The organism is Ideonella lacteola, from assembly GCF_038066555.1.
GTDB lineage: Bacteria > Pseudomonadota > Gammaproteobacteria > Burkholderiales > Burkholderiaceae_C > Ideonella > Ideonella lacteola.
In genome coordinates, this window is the sequence record NZ_JBBUTG010000004.1 from 439824 (window position 1) to 459285 (window position 19462).

Below are 19462 nucleotides of genomic sequence, written 5' to 3' on the forward strand. Positions count from 1 at the left end.
AGGAAACGCATCGGGGCTCCGTCGTGTGAACACGCCCCAGGGCGGCTGCTTTCAGGCGGCCGGCAGCCAAAGCGTGGCCCGCAAGCCGCGCTCGGTCCGATTCGCCAGGCTCAGGCGCCCGCCATCGCGCTCGGCCAGATCGCGCGCGATGGCCAGGCCCAGGCCCAGGCCCTGCCGGGTGCCGTGGTCCGGCGAGAGGCTCACCCAGGGTTGCATGACCTGGTCGATCTGCTCTGGCGGGATGCCCGGGCCCTCGTCATCGACCCACAGCACCACGCCGCGTTCGCCCGATCCGCTGTCGGCCGGCCTCACCGTGACGCGGGCGCTGCCGCCGTGTTGCAGCGCGTTGTTCAGCAGGTTGTCAACGATGCGCCGCAAGGCCACCGGGTGGGCACGGGCGCGCACCGCTTGCGATTCACCCATCGTCACTTGGTGCCCCTGGCCCGCCAGGTCGTCGACGGCCGCCTGCGCCAACGCGAGCAGGTCCACAGCGTCGGGTGGCGCCGCGTCGCGCTGTTCGCGCAGCACCGCGAGCGAGCTGTCGATCAAGGCGTTCATCTCGTGGATGTCGGCGATGGCCGCCGAAGTGGCCGGGTGGTCGATGCCTTCCAGCCGCATGCGCAGCCGCGTGAGGGGCGTGCGCAGGTCGTGCGAGACGGCCGCCATCTGCAGGCCTCGGGCGTCGAACTGCGCCTGCAGTTGCTGCGCCATGTCGTTGAACACGTGGGCGGTTGCCCGCACCTCGCGGCTGCCGCGCCGCTCGTCGAGCATCGGCGGCCGTTGGCCGGGCTGCAGACCTTGCGCGAGCTGTTCGGCCGCGCTGGCCAGCCGCCGCATCGGGCCGGCCACCCAGCGGGCGCACAGCGCAGCGCCGAGGGCGATCACGAGCAGGCGCACCCCGTAGTCCAGCCACATCGAAGGGCCCGGGGGCACGCGGCCGGGGCCTGGCGATGGGCCCATGGCGTTGCGGCCCGCCTCGGGCGGGGCTGGCTGGCGGGCCGGGTCAGGCGGCCCTCCGCGGTCCCACAGGGGGCTGGGTGGCAGCGAAGGAAAGGGCTCCATCGGCGCGGGTGGCCCGCTGGCGGCCCCGGGGGGCGGCGGCACCGCCAGCCAATGCGCGGCGGCATGCGCGCCCACCAGCACCACCCACATCAGCACAAACAGCCGCAGGGTCAGCGTGTCGAAACGGCGCCAGCCCTGGGGCGGTGAGGCGGAGCCGCGGTTCACCGCCCGCCCTCCACGGGCGTGTCGAAGCGGTAGCCCTCGCCGCGCACCGTGCGGATCATCGGCGCGCCGCCCGGGTGAACCAGCTTGCCACGCAGGCGAGAGACGGCGAGATCGATGCTGCGCTCAGTGCCGGCCGTGCCGGGCGCGCGCGACAGGTCGAGCAGTCGCTCGCGACCCAGCACCTGACCCGGGTGCTCGGCAAAGGCCGACAGCAGGCGAAATTCGGCGGTGGACAAGGGCACGATCGTCCCGTCGGGGGCCTGCAGTTGGTGCTTGAGGCGGTCGAAGGTCCAACCGGCAAAGCGCAGCACGGCGGCGGTGGGCGAGGCCGGGCCGGCCGTGAGCGCCTGCCCCCGGCGCAACACCGCCCGGATGCGTGCGACCAGCTCACGCGGCTCGAAGGGTTTGGGCAGGTAGTCGTCGGCGCCCAGCTCCAGCCCCAGCACACGCGACAGGGGGTCGCCCTGGGCGGTCAGCATGATGATCGGCAGCGAGGGGCATTGCTGCTTGGCCCACGGGCACAGCGCCAGCCCATCGTCGTCAGGCAGCATCAGATCGAGCAGCAGCACATCGAAGCGCGAGGCGGTCAGGCGCCGGCGCAACGAGGCGCCGTCGGGCAGCGCTTCGACCTCGAAGCCGAACGATTGCAGATAGTCCAGCAGCAGCGTGCGGATCGCGGGGTCGTCATCGACCAGCAGGCAACGTGTCATGGCAGAGGCTCTAAGTGGCCTGGGCGGCTGATGGCGCGAGTATCAGCGAGTCCGATCCATCATGGATGGCAATCCGCTGACGACCATCCCGATGCCTTCCTTATGCCGCCAAGAGCAAGATGGACCGACTTGAAACGACGACTCATCATGAAGGAGGAGTCATGTACATCGTCACCATCGTCTTGTTGATCATCTTGCTGTCGGGCCTGCGGATCGCGCAGGAATATCAGCGAGGTGTCGTGTTCCGATTGGGGCGGCATGTGGGCCTGCGCGGGCCTGGGCTTTACTGGATCTGGCCGCTGGGACTGGAGCGGGCCGTCACCATCGACGTCCGAACACGCACCGTTTCGGCGGAACAGCAAGAGACGATCACCCGGGACAGCGTCACCGTCAAGGTCAACGCGGTGCTTTGGTACCGCATCACCGACGCCGCCAAGTCGGTGATCGAGGTGGCGGATGCCGATGCCGCCGCTTACCAGTTGGCGCTGACGGGCTTGCGCAACATCATCGGCCAACACGACCTCGACGAGGTGCTGCAGGAGCGCGACAAGATCAATGCCTTGCTGGGCGACAGCATCGTAGGCCCCACACGGGCATGGGGCCTCGAGATCCAGCGTTTCGAGATGAAGGACGTGGAACTTCCGGCGGCGATGCAACAAGTGATGGCGATGCAAGCTGAGGCGATTCGTGAGAAACGGGCCCGCATCATCAAGGCCGAGGCCGAATTCGAGGCCTCGGTCAAGCTCTCGGCGGCCGCGTCTCAAATCATGGAGAACCCGGCGGCACTCGAACTGCGACGCATGCAGATGATCTCGGAGGTCGGCGCGGAGAACAGCAGCACGACAGTGATGATGATCCCGTCCGACTTTGTCACCTTGTCGCAGACGCTGAGCCAGTACTTCCAGAAGCGCACTGACGTGGTGTCGGCCTCAACCGGCTGAACGGCACACTGAATGGCACGCTGAACGGCCATCGCGAGGCGGCAACAATCCAGCATCATGGGGACACGAAGAATCGGGGCTCACATCGCACCGTGGAGGGGACATGCGCCGTGCCTTGCTGATCATTGCCGCAGGAGGTGCGCTGCTGTTCGGCAGTGTGCTCGCCTTGTCGTGGCTGAATCCGCTGCTGATCGAGCGTGCTGCCCGCGACGTGGTGCGCATCGAGGTCGAGCAGCGGGTGGGCGAGAAGATCGACACGCTGTCGAATTCAAAGGTCGCCATCCTCGCGGCCAAGGCCCTGGGCCAGACCGAGGCCGAGATCGAGGGCGAGATCGAGGGGCGGTGGCGCGCGCTGCAGGACGGCGTGCCTTCCAAGGTGGCGCAGGCCTTGGCCGATCTGTTGCGCGTCGACTGTGAGTGCCGGCGCCGCATGCGCGAGCGCGCCCGCCACGACGCCGAGCAGCACCTGGGCACCTTGGAGCAGGTGCGGGCCCGACTGCAGGGCCTGATCGAGACGGCGTATGCCTCCACCACCGACCAGTTGCTGCGAGAACTGCGCATCGTCTGCGCCAGCAACGCCGCGGTGTTCGGGCTGCTGGGACTGCTCGCGTGGCATCGAGCTCGCGCGACGCTTCAACTCCTGCTGCCGGCGGCGGTGCTGCTGGGCGCCGCTGGCGTGACGGGCGGGCTCTACCTGTTCGAGCAGAACTGGATGCACACCCTGGTCTTCGGCGACTACGTGGGTTGGGGCTACCTCGGTTACCTGGGCCTGGCGTTCGCGCTGTTGTCCGACGTGGCGTTCAACCACGCCCGCGTCATCACATCGGCGCTGAATGCCGCGTTCAACGTGGTCGGATCGGCTGTCGTGGTCGTGCCGTGCTGAGCGCAGTGGCCGGCGCGGCAGGTCAGCGCGGCTTCCAGATCTTGCCCAGGCGGTCGGGCATGCCGTCGGCACGTTCCAGCCGCGGGTATCGCAGGCCGCCGCGCCAATCGATCGTGACGGTGCGGTACAGGTCGCCGTCTTTCACCAGCAAGCGCAGCGGCGCTTCGCCGCCGGTGTTGGCGCGAACTGCAGCCTCCAGCCGCTCGGGCTTGTAGGCCCGGTCGTTCACCGCCAGCAGCGTCATGCCCGAGGTGAGGCCGGCTTCGAAGGCCGGGCTGTTCCAGTAGACCTGGGTGAGGCTGCCGTCGCCGATGACCCGCAGGCCCAGCGAGTAGGCCAGGTTCTGCGCGCGCTCGTTGCCGCTCTCACCCTCCCAGCCGCGTTCGTTGCCTTCGAAGCTGCTTTCCTCGGTGGCCCAGGTGAGCCGCCAGCCGCTGTTCGCGAGGCCGGGCACGGAATCACCGACACGGTCCATCCGCTCGCGAAGGAAGCGCCGCCAGTCATGGGGCTGCACCGCGTTCAGGGCGGCCACCAGATCGTCTTCGGTGTAGGTGACCGGGCCGGGTGAGCCATCGGGTCGCCGGCCGCGGGTGGCGCCACCGAAGAAGGCGCGGGCGAAGTCGTCCAGCGAGCGTTGGTCGCGGCTGAGTTGGCGCAGGGCCAGGTCCACGTCCAGCCACACCAGCTGCGCCTCGTCGTAGTAGTCGGCGTTGCGCTGCCAGGTGTCCCACTCGCGCGTCGGGCCGGGGCCGATGGCGGGGTCGTTCACCGTGTCCTGCAGCGGGCGCCAGGTGCGGCCGGCGCGGGCGGCGATGTCGGCCACCACATTGGCCAGCCGGTCGCGGGTCTGTTCGGGCGTGCTCAGGCCCGACCGCACCGCCAGCACGCGACCCCAGTACTCCGTCAGACCTTCATAGACCCACAGCAGGCTGTTGCCCATGGGCACCTGGTAGTCGGGCGTGGCCAGGTCGGCCGGCCGGCGGTACTTGCCGTTCCACGCATGCACGTACTCGTGCGGCAGCAGCTCACGGCCCCGGATGGCCTTGTCCCAGTCTTTGAAGTAGTCGGGCTTCAGTCCGTTCTCGCTGGACTCGTGGTGCTCCAGCCCGATGCCGCCGAACTCGTCCGATAGCGCGAGCATCAGGTCGTACTGGCGGAAGTGGCGCGCGCCGCCGAAGAGCTTGTCGGCCTGCGCGACCAGGGCCCGGTGCGCGTCCAGCTGGGCGGGGCTCGCTTCGAGCGTTGCCGCCTCGTCGCCCACCAGCGTCAGCGTGACGGGGTGCGCGGCACCCGGCGGGTCGAGCGGCACCTGCCGCAGGTGGCGGCCGGCAAAGAGCGGCGAGTCGATCAGCGTCTCAACCGAGACCGTGCCGAACTCAACCCAGCCGTCCGCGGCCGGCTGCACCACCGCGCCTTGCGCACCGCGCAGCGCGCTGACCTGCTGCCACTGCGAAGGCAACCGCAGCCGGGGCTTGACGCTGATGGCATGGGCCGCGGGCCCGGCCGGGTACAGCAGCACGGTTTCCCATTCGATGCCCAGCATCTGCCGCGTGACGCTCGCGCGCTCGTGGCTGCCGCGCACGGGGGCCAGGTACTGGAAGCTCAGCTCCAGCTGGTGCGCGTGGGCCGGCACATCCACCAGGAAGGTGAATGGATCGGCCGATTCCCGGCGCCAGCTCAAGCGCTCGCCCTGCGCGCGGACCACCAGGCCCGCCAGCCGCGTGACATCGCCGTACGGGCCGTGGCCCCCAGGCAGGTAGCGCGCGTAGCGCAGCGCCAGCGTGCGCCCCGGCGTGGCCACGGGCAGCGTCTGCTGCACCTTGACCACCCGCCGGTCCAGATCGGTCGCGTCCACGGAAAGGGTCATCGGGCCCGGCCACGACACTGGCGCCTCGGCGGCCTCGTTCGCCGAGGTGGGCGAGGCCGACGAATGGGCCAGCGCCGTCGACGGGGCGAGGCCCCACAGCAGGGACAACGCCAGCGGCGCCGCGGCCAGTTGCGTGCACAGCACCTGGCTGAGCCAGGTGCCGCGCTGTCGCATCGAGAGACTCTTCATCGTGGGGACCTTCAACGGACGGGCTTTCAGCGTGCGGACCAGATGGCGCTCAGCCGGTCGGGCGCGCCATCGACCCGTTCGAGCCGGGGGTAGCGAAGACCACCGCGCCAATCGATGCGCAGCTGCTTGTAGACATCGCCATCTTTCACCAGCAGCTCGATCGGCGCGCGGCCGCCCTGGTTGGCGGTGATGGCCGCGGCCAGGCGTTCGGGCTTGTAGACCTGCATGTTCACGGCGACCACCTTCTGGCCGGTGGCCGCGCCCGCCTGGAAGGCCGGGCTGTTCCAGAGCACTTGGTCGAACTCGCCATCGCTGGCGATCTGCAGGCCGAGCGAGAACGAGAAGTCGTCCGGTCGCTCGCGGCCGGTCGGGCCGCTGCGGCCTTCCTGCTGGCGCGCGAAGTCGCTTTCCTTGTCTGACCAGCCGAGCTTCCATCCCGCGCGGGTCAGGCCATCGAGCGGGGCGCCGGGCCCGGTGCGGTCGAGCCGCTCACGCAGGAAGCCGGCCCAGTCGTGCGGCTGCACGTTGTTCAGCGTCTTGACCACCTCATCGAAGGTGTAGGTCAGGGCGCGCGGGCTGCCATCGGCGTGGGTGGGCATGGCCGGGCCGAAGAAGGCGCGGGCGAAATCGTCGAGCGAGCGCGTGTTGCCACTCTTCTCACGGATCAGCGTGTCCGCATCGAGCCAGATCAGCACGGCCTCGTCGTAGTAATCGGCGCTGCGCTGCCAGTCGCGCCAGATCTTGTCGCGCTGCGAGGCGAGCGTGCCTTCGGTGGTCGTGTCTTGCAGGTTGCGCCAGGCGCGGCCGCTTCGGGCATCGAGGCTGGCGGCCAGATGGGCCAGCGCGTCACGCGCCTGCTCGGGCGTGGCGAGGCCGCTGCGGGCGGTGAGCACCTGGCCCCAGTACTGGGTCATGCCTTCGTACACCCACAGCAGCGGGTTGCGCATCGGCACGTTGTACTGCGGCGTCCACAGATCGGCCGGCCGGCGGAACTTGCCGTTCCAGGCGTGGGTGTACTCATGCGGCAGCAGGCCGCGGGCACGGATGGCCTTGTCCCAGTCTTTGAAGTAATTCGAGCGCACGCCGTTCTCGCTCGACTCGTGGTGCTCCAAGCCGATGCCGCCGAATGAATTCGACAGCGCGAGCAGGAAGTCGTAGTGGCGCCAGGGGCGTGATCCGTAGAGCTTGTCGGCCTGCTGCACCAGCGCCTTGTGGGCATCGATCTGCTCGGGGCTCGCTTCCAACTGCGCCGCTTCGTCGGCCAGCAGGTTCAGGGCCACCGGGCGCGGTGTGCCGGGTGGGTCGAGCTCGATGCGCTTGACGTTCGGGCCGGCGAAGAGCGGCGAGTCGACCAGGGTCTCCAGCGAGACCGGCGCAAAGCGCACCCACCCGTCGGCACCGGCCTGGGCCACCTGGCCGTCGGCGGCGCGCAAGGCGCTCGCCTGCTGCCAGCCGCCCGGCAGGCGCACACTGGCCTCGACGCGGATGGCGCTCGCGTAGTGGCCAGCGGGATAGAGCACGGTCTGGTTCCACTGCACCCCCAGCAGCGCCCGTGTCATCGACACCCGGCCCTGGCCACGCTCTACCGGCGTGAGGTGCTCGTAGCTCAAGCTCAGGCTCGACACCCCGGCCGGCACGTCGATGTGAAAGGCAAAGGGGTCGACGAGGTCGCGCTGCCACGCGAGGCTGCGCTCACCGGCCCGCACCTGCAGGCCCGCCAGCCGATCGACATCGCCGTAGGGCCCGTGGGTGCCCGGAAGCCAGCGCGGGTAGAGCAGGGTGAGTCGACCGGGTTGCGCCACCGGCACTGTCTGCAGCACGCGCAGCACCCGGTGATCCAGGTCGGTGGCATCGACGGCCACGGTCAGGGTGCCGGGGTAGGGCGTGTCACGCGGCGTGGGCTGCGGGATGGCGGCCGCATCGGCGATGGGGCTCAGGGGCGTGATGGCGGCCGCGTGCAGCGGCAGCAGGGTGGCGCTGAGGCAGCTCAGTCCAGCGAGCCCGACGCGGGCGGCACCGATCAGGCGCGCCCCGCGGCCGGCTGCGTACGCCATGCCGGCCGGGTGGGCCGAGCGAGGGGTGCGTGGCATCGGTGGGATCTCCAAAAGCCCCGCACCATACACGAGGGCGGCAGCGACTTTGGCCAATGCGGCAACAATGGCGCGGCTGCCGCGCGGCCCACCGGGCTCATCGCCGCGACGCAACTGCTGCACCCTTGAATTCGCTGTCCATGAACGCTGACTCTGCCGAGACCTGTCGCCCCACATCCCGGTGGTGGGGCGCTGCGGTCTGGCCGCTGGTGCTGGCGGTGGGCCTGTCGGCCTGCACTCGGCCGACAGGGGGTGAGGGCCAGGCCCTGTTGAGGCGGGGCGACACGGCCGCCGTGGAGACGCGCTTGACTCAGGCGGCCGAGGCGCATGCGGCGGGGCATTTGTCCGAGGCCGAGTGGCGGCAGGTCTACCGCGAGTTCGAAGGCCTGGATGAGCCGGCGAGCCAGGCCCTCGACCGCTGGTTGGCCGACGATCCCGGCTCGTACCAGGCCCGCCTGCTCAAGGGGGCGGCCCTGCTGCAGCAGGCCTGGACGGTGCGTGGCCGCGACCGCGCGGCCCGATTGACGGCCGATCAGGCGGGCAATTCCGCGCGGCTCTTCCGCCAGGCCGACGAGCAGCTGAGCGCCGCGTTGTCACTCGACCCTCAGCCGCTGATGGCCGCGTTCTATCTGATGGATGCCTTGGGTGCGGGCTGTCAACGCGAGCGGATGCGCCAACTGCTGGACGAGACGCGGCTGTACAGCCCCTACGGCGCGCTGATCCACAACCGCTACCAGTCCTTCATCGGTTCGCGCTGGTGCGGCACGCACGCCGAGATGCGCGCTTTTGCCGATGCCGAGCGTGCACGCGGCATGCCGGAAAGCGGCGTGCTGCAACTGGAGGCGATCGAAGAAGACGACCGTGGCCAGGACTGGCTCGACAGCCGCAAGCCCGACCAAGCGGCCATGCACTTCAAGCGCGCACTCGATCGGGCCCGCCAGATTGGCGGCCGCTTCCAGTCAGACTGGCTGACCTACGCCGATTCGCAGCGCTGCCAGCTGCCGCAGCTCAAGAGCTACTGCGAATAGGCCGCTGCGCCGGGTTCAGGCGGGCTGCTCTTCGATCAGGTAGCTGGCGCCGTCGTACTGCGCCAGCACCTCCACCAGGAAGGGCATCACGCCTTGCAGCGTCTCGTGCAGCGTGTAGGGCGGGTTGATGACGAACAGGCCGCTGCCGGCCAGGCCGAAGCCCTGCGAATCGGTCTGCGCGACCGTCATCCGCACATGCAGCCAACCTTTGGGCGACAGCGACATCAGCCGCTTGGGCAGTTGCGCCGCTTCGACCCGCGCGATCTGCGGATACCAGACGACGTAGACGCCCTCGGGAAAGCGCTGCACGGCGTCGCGCATCGTGGCCACGACCTTGCCGTAGTCGGCCACCAACTCGTACGACGGGTCGACCAGCACCAGCGCGCGCCGCGGCGTGGGCGGCACCTGGCCCTTCAGGCCAGCGAAGCCATCTTCGTTGATCACCTGCACCTGGCGCCCGCCGAAATGGGCCGCGAGCGTCCGTGCGTCGCTGGGGTGCAGCTCGAACAGGCGCATCGAATCGCCTGGACGGGCATGCAGCCGGGCGATGGAGGGCGAGCCGGGGTACAGCGCCAAGGGCGGCGTCATGCCCTTTTCGAGCACCGGGGCCGGTTGCCCGGGTTCGGGCGCCGGCAGGTTGAACTGCTGCACCAGGTGCACGTAGTCGGCCACCGCCTCGGGCAGGTCGGGGCGGCTCCACAGGCGGTTGATGCCCTCGCGGTACTCGGCCTTCTTTTGCGCCTGGGCGCCCTTGAGCAGGTAGCCGCCGGCCCCGGCGTGGGTGTCGATGTAGCGAAACGGCTTGTCCTTGGCCGTCATGTAGCGCAGCACCTGGTCGAGCACCAGGTGCTTGAGGACGTCGGCGTGATTGCCCGCGTGGAAAGCGTGTCGGTAGGCCAGCATGGCGGGTCTTCTTTCAGGTCATGAAGCCGAAAACGCCGCCGCCTGCCGGCAATGCGGCCGGTGGGCTTGGGCGACGTGGGGCTTTGGTTCAGACCCCACTGTAGCCGCCGCCGCTTTGGGTAGGCTCCGGGTCATGAGTGATTCAACCCCTTTTCTCGACCGTCCCCTGCAAATGGGCGACATCGCCTTGGCCAATCGCCTGGTCATGGCCCCTCTCACCCGCAACCGCGCTGGCGCGGGCCAAGTGCCCACGCCCTTGATGGCGGAGTACTACCGCCAGCGCGCCAACCCCGAGACGGGCGCCGGCCTCATCATCACCGAGGCCAGCCAGATCAGCCCGATGGGCCAGGGCTACCTGGACACCCCGGGCATCTACTCGGCCGAGCAAGTGGCCGGCTGGAAGCGTGTCACCGATGCCGTGCACGCCGAAGGCGGCAAGATCGTCATCCAGCTTTGGCATGTGGGCCGCATCTCGCACGTGTCGCTGCTGCCCGATGGCGCGGCGCCGGTGTCGTCCACCGCCCGGGCTGCGAACACCCGCACCTTCATCAAGGAAGGCTTCTTTCCGGTGTCGACCCCGCGCGCGTTGCGCACCGATGAGATCCCCGGCCTGATCGACGACTACCGCCGCGCGGCGGGCCTGGCGATGCAGGCTGGCTTCGACGGTGTAGAGCTGCATTCGGCCAACGGCTACCTGATCGAGCAGTTCATCCGCGACAGTGTCAACGACCGCACCGACGGTTACGGCGGCTCGGTCGAGAACCGCACCCGGCTGCTGATCGAGGTGTTGCAGGCCATCACCGGCGAAATCGGCGCCGGCCGAACCGGGCTGCGCCTGTCGCCCATCACGCCGGCCAACGATGCCGGCCAGGACAGCGATGCGCAGGGCACCTACGGCCGCGCGATGCAGCGCCTGGCACCGATGGGCCTGGCCTACGTGCATGTGGTCGAAGGCGCCACCGGCGGCCCGCGCGACCTCACGGCCCAGGGTGTGGCGCCGTTCGACTACGCCGCGCTGCGTGCGCCGTTCCGCGGCGCCTGGATGGTGAACAACGGCTACGACCGCGACCTGGCCCATGCCACGCTGCGCGAAGGCCGTGCCGACTTGATCGCCTTCGGCAGGCCCTTCATCGCCAACCCCGACCTCGGCCTTCGCCTGCGCCGGGGGGCGCCGCTGAACGCACCCGACAGCAGCACCTTTTACGGTGGCGGCGAACACGGCTACACCGACTATCCCACCTTGTCGGCCTGACGAGCCGCGCGCCCGCCGTGGCAACGAGGCTCTAAGTTCAGTCGAAAGCCTTCGTTGTTCCAGGGTGGGCCCGCCGCTAACGTGGGCGGCATGCTGGATGCGCCGACCACCGCCGAATTGAAGTCATGCCGCGTGGCCGCCTTGGTCACGCCGGCCATCTGGCCCCGGCCCGCTCGGCCCCAACCGGCGCGCGGGCCTAGGCCGTCGCCCGCCGCCGGTTCGGTGACCGTGACCTACGGCCCGTTCGATGACCTGGCACCGCAGCGGCGCACGGTCGAATTGCCGTCGCCGCGCCCGACGGCGGCGGATCGCCATGGCGCCGCGACGGCGGCAGATCGCCATGGGGCCGCGACGGCGGCCTGTTGGCGACCCCCGATCCCGATCCCGATCCCGATCGTCCCGATCCCCATCGATTTCTGAGCACTGGTGGCTCTTCGTCCGGTGGCATGCCGATGGCGTGCGGCTGGCGTTCGACCCTGGCTCTTCGCCGAGGGTCGCTTTTATCCCAGGTCGCCCGGCTTCCAACGAGCGACCCGTCTTGCGAGAAGCGGTTGTCATGTCTGTTGTGGTGAATCGAAAGGGGCGCCGAGCGCGCCTGGTGCAGGTGGCGTTGCTGGCCCTCGGTGCGGGGCTGCTGCCACTCGGCCACCTGCCTGCGTTGGCGCAATCGAGCGGCCTGGTGCTGCGGATCGGCTATCAGAAGTCAGCGAGCCTTCTGGCCTTGCAGAAGTCGCAAGGGACGCTGGAGAAGCGGCTGGCCCCCTTGGGCGCCGCTGTGCAGTGGGTCGAGTTCCCCGCGGGGCCACAGTTGCTGGAGGGGCTGAACGTCGGCTCCGTCGACGTCGGCTTCGTGGGCGAGGCGCCGCCCATCTTCGCGCAGGCCGCCGGCGCGAACTTTGTCTACATCGGCAACGACCCGGCTGCCCCCGAGGCGGAAGCGATCGTTGTGCCGAAAGACTCTGCCATCCGCAGCGTCGCGGAGTTGCGCGGCAAGAAGGTGGCGCTGAACAAGGGTTCGAACGTCCACTACCTGCTGGTCAAGTCGCTCGAGAAGGCGGGCCTCAAGTACACCGATGTTCAACCCGTTTTCCTGCCGCCGGCCGACGCCCGTGCGGCGTTTGAGCGCGGTGCGGTCGACGCATGGGTGATCTGGGATCCGTTCCTCGCGGCTGTCGAGAAACAGACTGGCGCACGCATCCTGGCCGATGGCCGCGGGGTGGTGAACAACTATGCGTACTACCTGGCCGAGCGCGGCTATGCCGAGCGCCATCCCCAGGTGATTCGCGCCTTGTTTGAAGACACCCTCGACCGCGGGCGGTGGTTGAAGGGCAATCTGAAGCAGGCTGCCGCGCTCATCGCACCGCTGCAAGGCCTGGATGTATCGGTGGTGGAGCTGAGTTTGCAGCGCTATCAGTTCGGTGTCGTGCCGCTCACGCCGGCGGTGGCCGCGGAGCAGCAAAAGATCGCTGATGCGTTCGCCGAGCTGAAGCTCATTCCCCGCCCCATCAAGATCGCGGACGCCGTGTTGCCCTGGCGCGTGGCGCGGGCGGACTGAACCCGTTGTGCCCTGGCGGTGGTGGACGCGCGCCGCCGCCGATCCCATCCCCGTGGAGTGCTCCCCATGAAGATTCTCTGGTTCATCCCGACGCACGGCGACAGCCGCTATCTGGGCACCTCGCACGGCGCCCGCTTGGCTGACTTCAGCTACTTCAAGCAGGTGGCAGTGGCGGCCGACACCTTGGGATACGAGGGCGTTCTCATCCCCACAGGGCGTTCTTGCGAAGACCCTTGGACGGTGGCGTCCAGCCTGATCGATGCGACACGTCGATTGAAGTTTCTGGTGGCGCTGCGTCCGGGCTTGATCACGCCGAGCCAGTATGCGCGCATCGTCGCCACTTTCGATCGCCTCTCGGAGGGCCGCTTGCTGGTGAACCTGGTGACCGGGGGCGATGCCGCAGAGCTGGCTGGTGACGGCCAGTTCCTGCCGCACGCGCAGCGCTATGACCAGGCGCGCGAGTTCCTCACCATCTGGCGCGAAATCCTCACCCGCAGCCATGAGGGCCTGTCGTTCGACTTCGATGGTGAACATCTGCAGGTCCAGGGGGCCAAGCTGTTGTACCCCCCGGTGCAGCGGCCCTACCCGCCGCTCTTCTTCGGGGGCTCGTCGCCCGAGGCCCATGAGCTGGCAGCGGCTCAGCTCGACACCTACCTGACCTGGGGCGAGCCGCCGGCGGCGGTGGCGGAGAAGGTGGCCGACATCCGGCAGCGGGCTGCTCGACACGGGCGCAGCCTGAGCTTCGGCATCCGCCTGCATGTCATCGTGCGCGAGACCGAAGAAGCCGCATGGCGCGCGGCCGCTGACTTGATCTCCCACCTCGACGAGGACACGGTGGCGCGTGCGCAAGCGACATTCGGACGGATGGATTCGGAGGGGCAGCGCCGGATGGCCGCGCTGCACGGGGGCCGCTTCGACAAGCATGATGTCCGCCGAGGGCTGGAAGTGGCGCCCAACCTGTGGGCGGGCGTCGGCCTGGTGCGCGGCGGCGCGGGAACCGCCCTCGTGGGCGACCCTCAGCAGGTGGCTGCACGCATCAAGGAGTACGCCGCCCTGGGCCTGGACTACTTCATCCTTTCCGGCTATCCGCATCTGGAAGAGGCCTACCGATTCGCCGAACTGGTGTTTCCGCTGCTGCCGCTGTCACTGCGTGACCGATGGGTCCAGCCGACGCTCAGCGGCCCCTTCGGCGAGATCGTGGCGAACCAGCACGTGCCCACGGCCGCCTCGGCCGCACGTCCGGCGGCGCCAGCCGGCAGCTCGGCGCTGGAACGCGCCGCGAGTTGACGGCCATGTCGAGAGCATCGCTGCGCAGTGCGGCCCGGCGTCTCCTGCCCTGGGTGCTGCCGGCCCTGATCGTGTTGGTTTGGGAACTCGCCTCCGTGAGCGGGCGTTTGTCCAGCCGGGTGCTGCCGGAGCCTCGGGCGGTGCTGGAGGCCTTCGCATCGTTGCTCGCCTCGGGCGAACTGGCGCACCACGTGCTCGTCAGCACCGGCCGGGCCTTGTCGGGCCTGGCGATGGGCGGCGGGGCGGGGCTGCTGCTGGGCTTGGTCTGCGGCAGCTTTCGCTGGATGGAGACGCTGCTCGATTCAAGTCTACAGATGCTGCGCAACATCCCGGCGTTGGCGCTGATCCCGCTGGTCATCCTGTGGTTCGGCATCGACGAGGCGGCCAAGCTGTGCCTCGTCGCGGTGGGCGTGTTCTTCCCGGTGTACCTCAACACGTTCCACGGCATCCGCTCGGTCGATCCGGCGCTGATCGAGATGGCCCGAAGCTATGGCCTCACGGGTTGGGCGCTGTACCGCGAGGTCATTCTCCCGGGCGCGCTGCCATCCATCCTGGTCGGCTTGCGCTTTTCGCTGGGCCTGATGTGGGTGCTTCTCATCGTGGCGGAGACGATTTCGGCGCAGGCCGGCATCGGCTACCTGACGATGAACGCCAGGGAGTTTTTGCAGACCGACGTCGTGCTGGTGGGCATCATCCTCTACGCCCTGCTGGGCAAGGCGGCTGATCTGCTGGCGCGCGGTTTGGAGCGATGGTGGTTGCGTTGGCATCCGGGGTACCGGCCGCAGGCGCGCACCGCGTGAGCCCGGAGGAATCGACAGCCATGCGCAGCTCGCAGATCGATCTGGTCGCCTGGGGGGCGATGGCGTCCTGGCAGGAATGGTTGGGCCCCTTGAGGCCGGAGGCGCCCATCGAGCGCGAGGCGGCGGCGGATCCGGGCGGGCTGTCCGTTCAGGTGCGCGGGCTCTCCAAACGCTATGGCGATCGGCAAGTGCTCAATGCGGTCGATCTCGACATTTCACCTGGCGAGTTCGTGGCCATCGTGGGCCGCAGTGGTTGCGGCAAGAGCACGCTGTTGCGGCAACTGGCCGGCCTGGAGGGCGCCGACGGCGGGCGAGTTGAGCTCGACGGGCGGCCGGGCGGCGCGTTGGCCGATGCAGTTCGCATCATGTTTCAAGACGCTCGCCTGCTGCCCTGGAAGCGTGTTCTCGACAACGTCGGCCTGGGGCTGCCGGGCCCGCAGGCGCGCCGGCGGGCCGAGGAGGCTCTGGCGCAGGTCGGCCTGGCCGATCGCGCCGGCGACTGGCCCTCCGCCTTGTCAGGCGGGCAACGGCAGCGCGTGGCCCTGGCTCGGGCCCTGGTCCATCGTCCCCGCCTGCTGTTGCTCGATGAGCCTCTCGGCGCGCTCGATGCACTGACGCGCATCGAGATGCAGCAGTTGATCGAACAGCTGTGGGATCGCCACCGGTTCACGGCGCTGTTGGTCACCCACGACGTGACCGAAGCCGTGGCCTTGGCCGATCGGGTGGTGCTGATCGAGGAGCAGCGCATCGCATTCGACGAGCCCGTGGCCCTGCCGCGGCCCCGATCGCGGGGCCAGCCCCGGTTTGCGGCGCTGGAGCATCGCGTGCTGCAGCGGGTGTTGAAGACGCCTGACTCGGCCGCGCCGATCGAGCCGGCGCCTGCACCCTGGCCTGCCGAATGGCCGCCGGGTTTACGCTTCGCCATCTGACTGATGAATTCCAACGGGCCATGTTCCGCCAACTCTTCGACACCGGTTCCTCCACCTACACCTACCTCCTGGCCTGTGAGCGCACCCGCGAAGCGGTACTGATCGACCCGGTGCTCGAGCAGTGCGAGCGCGATGTCGCGCTGATGACCGAGCTCGGCGTGCGACCGCGGTGGTTGCTGGATACCCATGTGCACGCGGACCACGTGACGGGCGTGACGGCCATCAAAGCGGCCTGCGAGTCCGCGAGCGCCGCCACCACCGCGGTGGGCCTGGCCTGCGATGCCATCGGCTATGAGCGGGCCCTGTCCCACGGCGATCGGCTGGCGTTTGGCGACGAGCATCTCGACGTGATCGCCACCCCGGGCCACACGCCCGGGAGCATGAGCTTTCTGTGGCGTGATCGCCTGTTCACTGGCGATGCCCTGCTGATCGGCGGCTGCGGACGCACCGATTTCCAAGGCGGTGACGCCGGGCAGCTTTACGACGCGGTCACCCGGCACCTCTTCGCCTTGCCGGGCGAAACCCTGGTCTACCCGGGCCACGACTACAAGGGCCGGCGCGTCTCCTGCATCGCCGAGGAGCGCGACACCAATGCCAGGCTGGCCGGCAAGACCCGCGACGAGTTCATCGCGCTCATGGCCGCGCTCAACCTGCCACGCCCGAAGCTGATCGACATCGCGGTGCCGGCCAACAAGCAAGCAGGGGCGCTGATGCAAGGCTAATGGTGAGCTTCACAGCCCGTCGCGCAGCGCGGGCGGAGTCTGCGTGTTTATATTCATTCGAATATAAGCATATGGTTATCAGGAAATATAAGTTCGGCTCCGACGGCCTCGTCGACAAGATGAGCGCCGTGCCCTGGTGCGACCAAGTCCGGGGCGATGGGAGAACCGATGCCTGTTTCCATGTCTGTGCTGCGGCCCGCCGATCCGGCGTCGCCGCCGGAGTACGCCCGAGGCGACCACCCGTCGACCTGCGTGGCGGTGGTGGGCCTGGGCTTCAGCGGTGCCGCCACGGCGATGCACCTGATGCGCCAATTGCCCGCGGGGGCCCGCCTGTGGTTGATCGACCCCGAACCGCGCCGCGCCCGCGGCCTCGCCTACGGCACCCGTTGCGCGAGCCATTGGCTGAATGTGCCCGCCGGCCGCCTGGGCTGGGAGCCTGATCGGGAAGACGGCTTCATCGGCTGGCTGCAACGGCGCTACGGTGCCTATGGCGCCGCGGATTTCGTGCCCCGCATGCTGCTGGGCGACTACCTGGCCGATTCGCTGGCCGCCGCCGAGCGGGCCGCCGAAGCGCGGGGTGTGCAGGTGCAGACCTTGGTGGATGCCGTGCGTGGCCTCGCGGCCCTTCCCGACGGCGCCCATGAGCTGCAACTGGCCAGCGGCTGCCGATTGCGTGCCGATCGGGTGGTGCTGACCACGGGCCACCTGGCGCCGGAGGCCCCCCGCCTGAAAGACGCGCCCCCGTGGGGCTCACCCGGCCTCATCGACACGCCCGGCAGTGATGCCTCGTTGTCGGCGCTGCCCGAAGAGGGTGATGTGCTGTTGCTGGGTTCTGGCCTCAGCGCGATCGACATGCTGACGTGGCTGCAGGATCGCGGCCACGTGGGTGGGGTGACGATGCTGTCGCGGCGCGGCCTGTTGCCCCAGCCTCATCGCAGCCTGGAGGCAAGGCCTCGGCCCGGTCTCCAGGCTGCACAGGTCTTGGCCGGTGCGCGCGGCCTGGCCGGCATGCTGCGGGCCGTGCGCGGCTGGGCGGCCCAGGCGCAGACCGAGGGGCATGACTGGCGCGATGTGATGGCCAACCTGCGCAGCTGCACGCCGGATCTGTGGCAGCGCCTGAGCCTGCGTGAGCGCCGGCAGTTCCTGAGGCACCTTCAGCCGTGGTGGGACACCCACCGACACCGCGTCGCGCCGGGGATCCACGGCCGGCTTCAGGCCTCGTTGCGAGCGGGGCAGGTGGAGCTGCATGCGGGTCGGCTGCAGTCGGTCCTTCGCCGTGACGATGGAATGCTCGACGTGGCTTGGCGCCCGCGCGGCGCGGTGTCTGGCGCCTTGGTCCACCGTCGGGTGGCGGCGATCGTCAACTGCACCGGGCCGTCGGCGCGCATCGGCCACGCGGTGCACACGCCGCCCGGCTCCTTGTGGGCGAGCTTGCAGGCCGAGGGGCGCTTGTCCATCGACGAACTGGGATTGGGCTTGCGGGTGGATGGCGCCTACCGTCTGCTCGATCGTGCGGGCCGGCCCCAGCCGGGTCTGTACTACGTGGGGCCGATGCTGAAGGCGCAGCACTGGGAAGCCATCGCCATCCCGGAGTTGCGCGTGCACGCGAAGGCGGCGACCGAGCAGGTGATGCGCGGGCTGCGGCTCGATCTGAAGGTCTGAGAGCGGCACCCAACGCGGCATCCCAACGCGGCACCGCGCCGGGGACATGAGAAGCCAGGCAAAGCCTGTTCTTCTCATGCGGTGGAGAGCCAACCGCTCGGCGTCGGGGCGAGGCCCACAGTGCCGAAGCCGCCTCGCCGCTCAACGACGGCCTGTGGTGACCACGATCTGGTCGTAGACGCCACCGTCATCGAAGTGGGTCTTCTGCGCTTTGGACCATCCGCCGAACAACTCGTCGACCGTGAAGGTCTTGACCGGCGGAAAACTGGCGGCGTGCCGGGCCAACACCTGCGCGAGGCGAGGGCGCAAGTGATGACGCGCGGCCAGCGTCTGACCCTCTTCAGACCAGAGATAGCGCAGATAGGCTTCGGCCTGACGCCGGGTGCCGCGCCGGTCGACCACCTTGTCCACCACGCTCACGGGGTTTTCGGCGAGCACCGTCCACTCCGGATACACCACGTCGAACCCCGAGCCGAACTCCCGCTTGATCAGCGGCACTTCGCTTTCAAAGGTGACCAGGGCATCACCGATGCCGCGCTGCGCAAAGGTGGTCGTGGCGGCGCGCCCGCCGCCATCGAGCACCGGGACGTTGGCGAACACTCTGGCCACCAGGGCGCGCGCGGCCTCTGCCGAGACGCCCGACTTCAGGGCCGCACCCCACACGGCCAGATAGGTGTATCGACCGTTGCCCGAGGTCTTCGGATTGGGGATGACGACCGACAGGCCCGCCCGTCCCAGATCGGCCCAACTGCGGATCGCTGCGGGATTGCCTTGGCGCACCAGCACCACGCTCACCGACGTCGTGGGCGCGCTGCGATCGGGCAAGCGCTCGGCCCAGTTCGCTGGCACCAGCCCACCACGCTCGACCAGCATGTCGATGTCGTTGGCCTGATTCATTGTGATGACATCGGCTTCCAGCCCGTCGGCGACGCTTCGGGCCTGCTTGCTGGAGCCGCCGTGCGACTGGTTCAACACCAGTTCTTCGCCGGTCTGCGCTTTCCAGTGCCTGGCGAACGCCGCGTTGTAGTCCTTGTAGAACTCGCGTGACACGTCGTAGCTGACATTGAGCAAGCTGGTGGCCGCCAGCGCGCTGCCCGGCCACCAGGCGGCCAGGGGCGATAACAACAGGGCGCGGCGAGGCCCATCGAACGTGTTCATGGGCCGGCATTCTGAAAACACCGCCTGCTGTCCGACAACGACGCATTGCAAGGCAGCAGCGTTGCTGCCCGAATAAGCGCGTGGTCAAAAGGCGTGTGAGAACAGGCGCTGACGAAAGGCGGGCGCGGGGGCCAGGCCGCGGCTGCTCCCCACAGGGCGTTGGGCACCTATGATGAGCAGCACCCCACGATCATGCGTTGTGGGTGGCATAGAGCGGAGCCCTGTGCACCCGTCCGCAGCTGAGGCGTGGAGCTTGGAC

The 19462-nt window shown here is 69.1% G+C and carries 17 protein-coding genes; 11 read left to right on the forward strand and 6 right to left on the reverse strand.

Annotated elements, in window-relative coordinates; genetic code table 11:
* Positions 1 to 51: 51 nt before the first annotated feature.
* Both AACH06_RS09985 and AACH06_RS09990 read right to left on the reverse strand, forming a co-directional pair.
* A complete protein-coding gene (locus tag AACH06_RS09985) occupies positions 52 to 1227 on the reverse strand; it encodes an ATP-binding protein (protein WP_341425505.1) in 1176 nt (391 codons plus the stop codon).
* Positions 1224 to 1937 (reverse strand): response regulator, encoded by a 714-nt coding sequence (locus AACH06_RS09990; protein WP_341425506.1) that lies wholly within the window; start codon positions 1935 to 1937, stop codon positions 1224 to 1226. Before AACH06_RS09990 ends, AACH06_RS09985 begins: the two co-directional genes overlap by 4 nt.
* 161 nt (positions 1938 to 2098) lie before the next feature.
* Here AACH06_RS09990 and AACH06_RS09995 point away from each other — a divergent pair, with 161 nt between their 5' ends.
* Both AACH06_RS09995 and AACH06_RS10000 read left to right on the forward strand, forming a co-directional pair.
* A complete protein-coding gene (locus AACH06_RS09995; RefSeq protein WP_341425507.1) occupies positions 2099 to 2878 on the forward strand; it encodes an SPFH domain-containing protein in 780 nt (259 codons plus the stop codon).
* A gap of 103 nt (positions 2879 to 2981) precedes the next feature.
* Complete coding sequence (locus AACH06_RS10000; RefSeq protein ID WP_341425508.1) at positions 2982 to 3761, forward strand: hypothetical protein; 780 nt, start codon at positions 2982 to 2984, stop codon at positions 3759 to 3761.
* A 22-nt stretch (positions 3762 to 3783) separates the two neighbouring features.
* Here AACH06_RS10000 and AACH06_RS10005 read toward each other — a convergent pair whose 3' ends face one another.
* Both AACH06_RS10005 and AACH06_RS10010 read right to left on the reverse strand, forming a co-directional pair.
* The gene (locus AACH06_RS10005; RefSeq protein ID WP_341425509.1) at positions 3784 to 5817 is read right to left on the reverse strand and encodes a M61 family metallopeptidase; all 2034 of its coding nucleotides are present in this window, start codon (positions 5815 to 5817) and stop codon (positions 3784 to 3786) included.
* Positions 5818 to 5843: 26 nt separating this feature from the next.
* On the reverse strand, positions 5844 to 7907 hold the full coding sequence (locus AACH06_RS10010) for a M61 family metallopeptidase (RefSeq protein ID WP_341425510.1): 2064 nt from the start codon (positions 7905 to 7907) through the stop codon (positions 5844 to 5846).
* A gap of 140 nt (positions 7908 to 8047) precedes the next feature.
* Between AACH06_RS10010 and AACH06_RS10015 the strand changes: the two genes are divergently transcribed.
* Positions 8048 to 8935, forward strand: coding sequence for a DUF4034 domain-containing protein (locus AACH06_RS10015; protein WP_341425511.1), 888 nt, complete (start codon positions 8048 to 8050; stop codon positions 8933 to 8935).
* A 15-nt stretch (positions 8936 to 8950) separates the two neighbouring features.
* Here AACH06_RS10015 and AACH06_RS10020 read toward each other — a convergent pair whose 3' ends face one another.
* Positions 8951 to 9838, reverse strand: coding sequence for a 23S rRNA (adenine(2030)-N(6))-methyltransferase RlmJ (locus AACH06_RS10020; protein WP_341425512.1), 888 nt, complete (start codon positions 9836 to 9838; stop codon positions 8951 to 8953).
* Between the two features lie 133 nt (positions 9839 to 9971).
* Here AACH06_RS10020 and AACH06_RS10025 point away from each other — a divergent pair, with 133 nt between their 5' ends.
* From AACH06_RS10025 to AACH06_RS10060, 8 genes are all read left to right on the forward strand, one after another.
* Positions 9972 to 11090, forward strand: coding sequence for an alkene reductase (locus AACH06_RS10025; RefSeq protein ID WP_341425513.1), 1119 nt, complete (start codon positions 9972 to 9974; stop codon positions 11088 to 11090).
* Positions 11091 to 11180: 90 nt separating this feature from the next.
* The gene (locus AACH06_RS10030; RefSeq protein WP_341425514.1) at positions 11181 to 11510 is read left to right on the forward strand and encodes a hypothetical protein; all 330 of its coding nucleotides are present in this window, start codon (positions 11181 to 11183) and stop codon (positions 11508 to 11510) included.
* Between the two features lie 136 nt (positions 11511 to 11646).
* Positions 11647 to 12645: a sulfonate ABC transporter substrate-binding protein gene (locus tag AACH06_RS10035; RefSeq protein WP_341425515.1), complete on the forward strand. Its 999-nt coding sequence runs from the start codon at positions 11647 to 11649 to the stop codon at positions 12643 to 12645.
* Between the two features lie 66 nt (positions 12646 to 12711).
* Positions 12712 to 13932: an FMNH2-dependent alkanesulfonate monooxygenase gene (ssuD, locus tag AACH06_RS10040; protein ID WP_341425516.1), complete on the forward strand. Its 1221-nt coding sequence runs from the start codon at positions 12712 to 12714 to the stop codon at positions 13930 to 13932.
* A gap of 5 nt (positions 13933 to 13937) precedes the next feature.
* A complete protein-coding gene (ssuC, locus tag AACH06_RS10045; protein WP_341425517.1) occupies positions 13938 to 14732 on the forward strand; it encodes an aliphatic sulfonate ABC transporter permease SsuC in 795 nt (264 codons plus the stop codon).
* A gap of 59 nt (positions 14733 to 14791) precedes the next feature.
* On the forward strand, positions 14792 to 15661 hold the full coding sequence (locus AACH06_RS10050) for an ATP-binding cassette domain-containing protein (RefSeq protein ID WP_341425546.1): 870 nt from the start codon (positions 14792 to 14794) through the stop codon (positions 15659 to 15661).
* 20 nt (positions 15662 to 15681) lie between these two features.
* Positions 15682 to 16383 (forward strand): MBL fold metallo-hydrolase, encoded by a 702-nt coding sequence (locus tag AACH06_RS10055; RefSeq protein ID WP_341425518.1) that lies wholly within the window; start codon positions 15682 to 15684, stop codon positions 16381 to 16383.
* 180 nt (positions 16384 to 16563) lie between these two features.
* Positions 16564 to 18045, forward strand: a complete 1482-nt coding sequence (locus AACH06_RS10060; protein ID WP_341425519.1) for an FAD/NAD(P)-binding protein — start codon at positions 16564 to 16566, stop codon at positions 18043 to 18045.
* Between the two features lie 141 nt (positions 18046 to 18186).
* Here the strand turns inward: AACH06_RS10060 and AACH06_RS10065 are convergent, their stop codons facing one another.
* A complete protein-coding gene (locus AACH06_RS10065) occupies positions 18187 to 19203 on the reverse strand; it encodes a sulfate ABC transporter substrate-binding protein (RefSeq protein ID WP_341425520.1) in 1017 nt (338 codons plus the stop codon).
* Between the last annotated feature and the right edge of the window lie 259 nt (positions 19204 to 19462).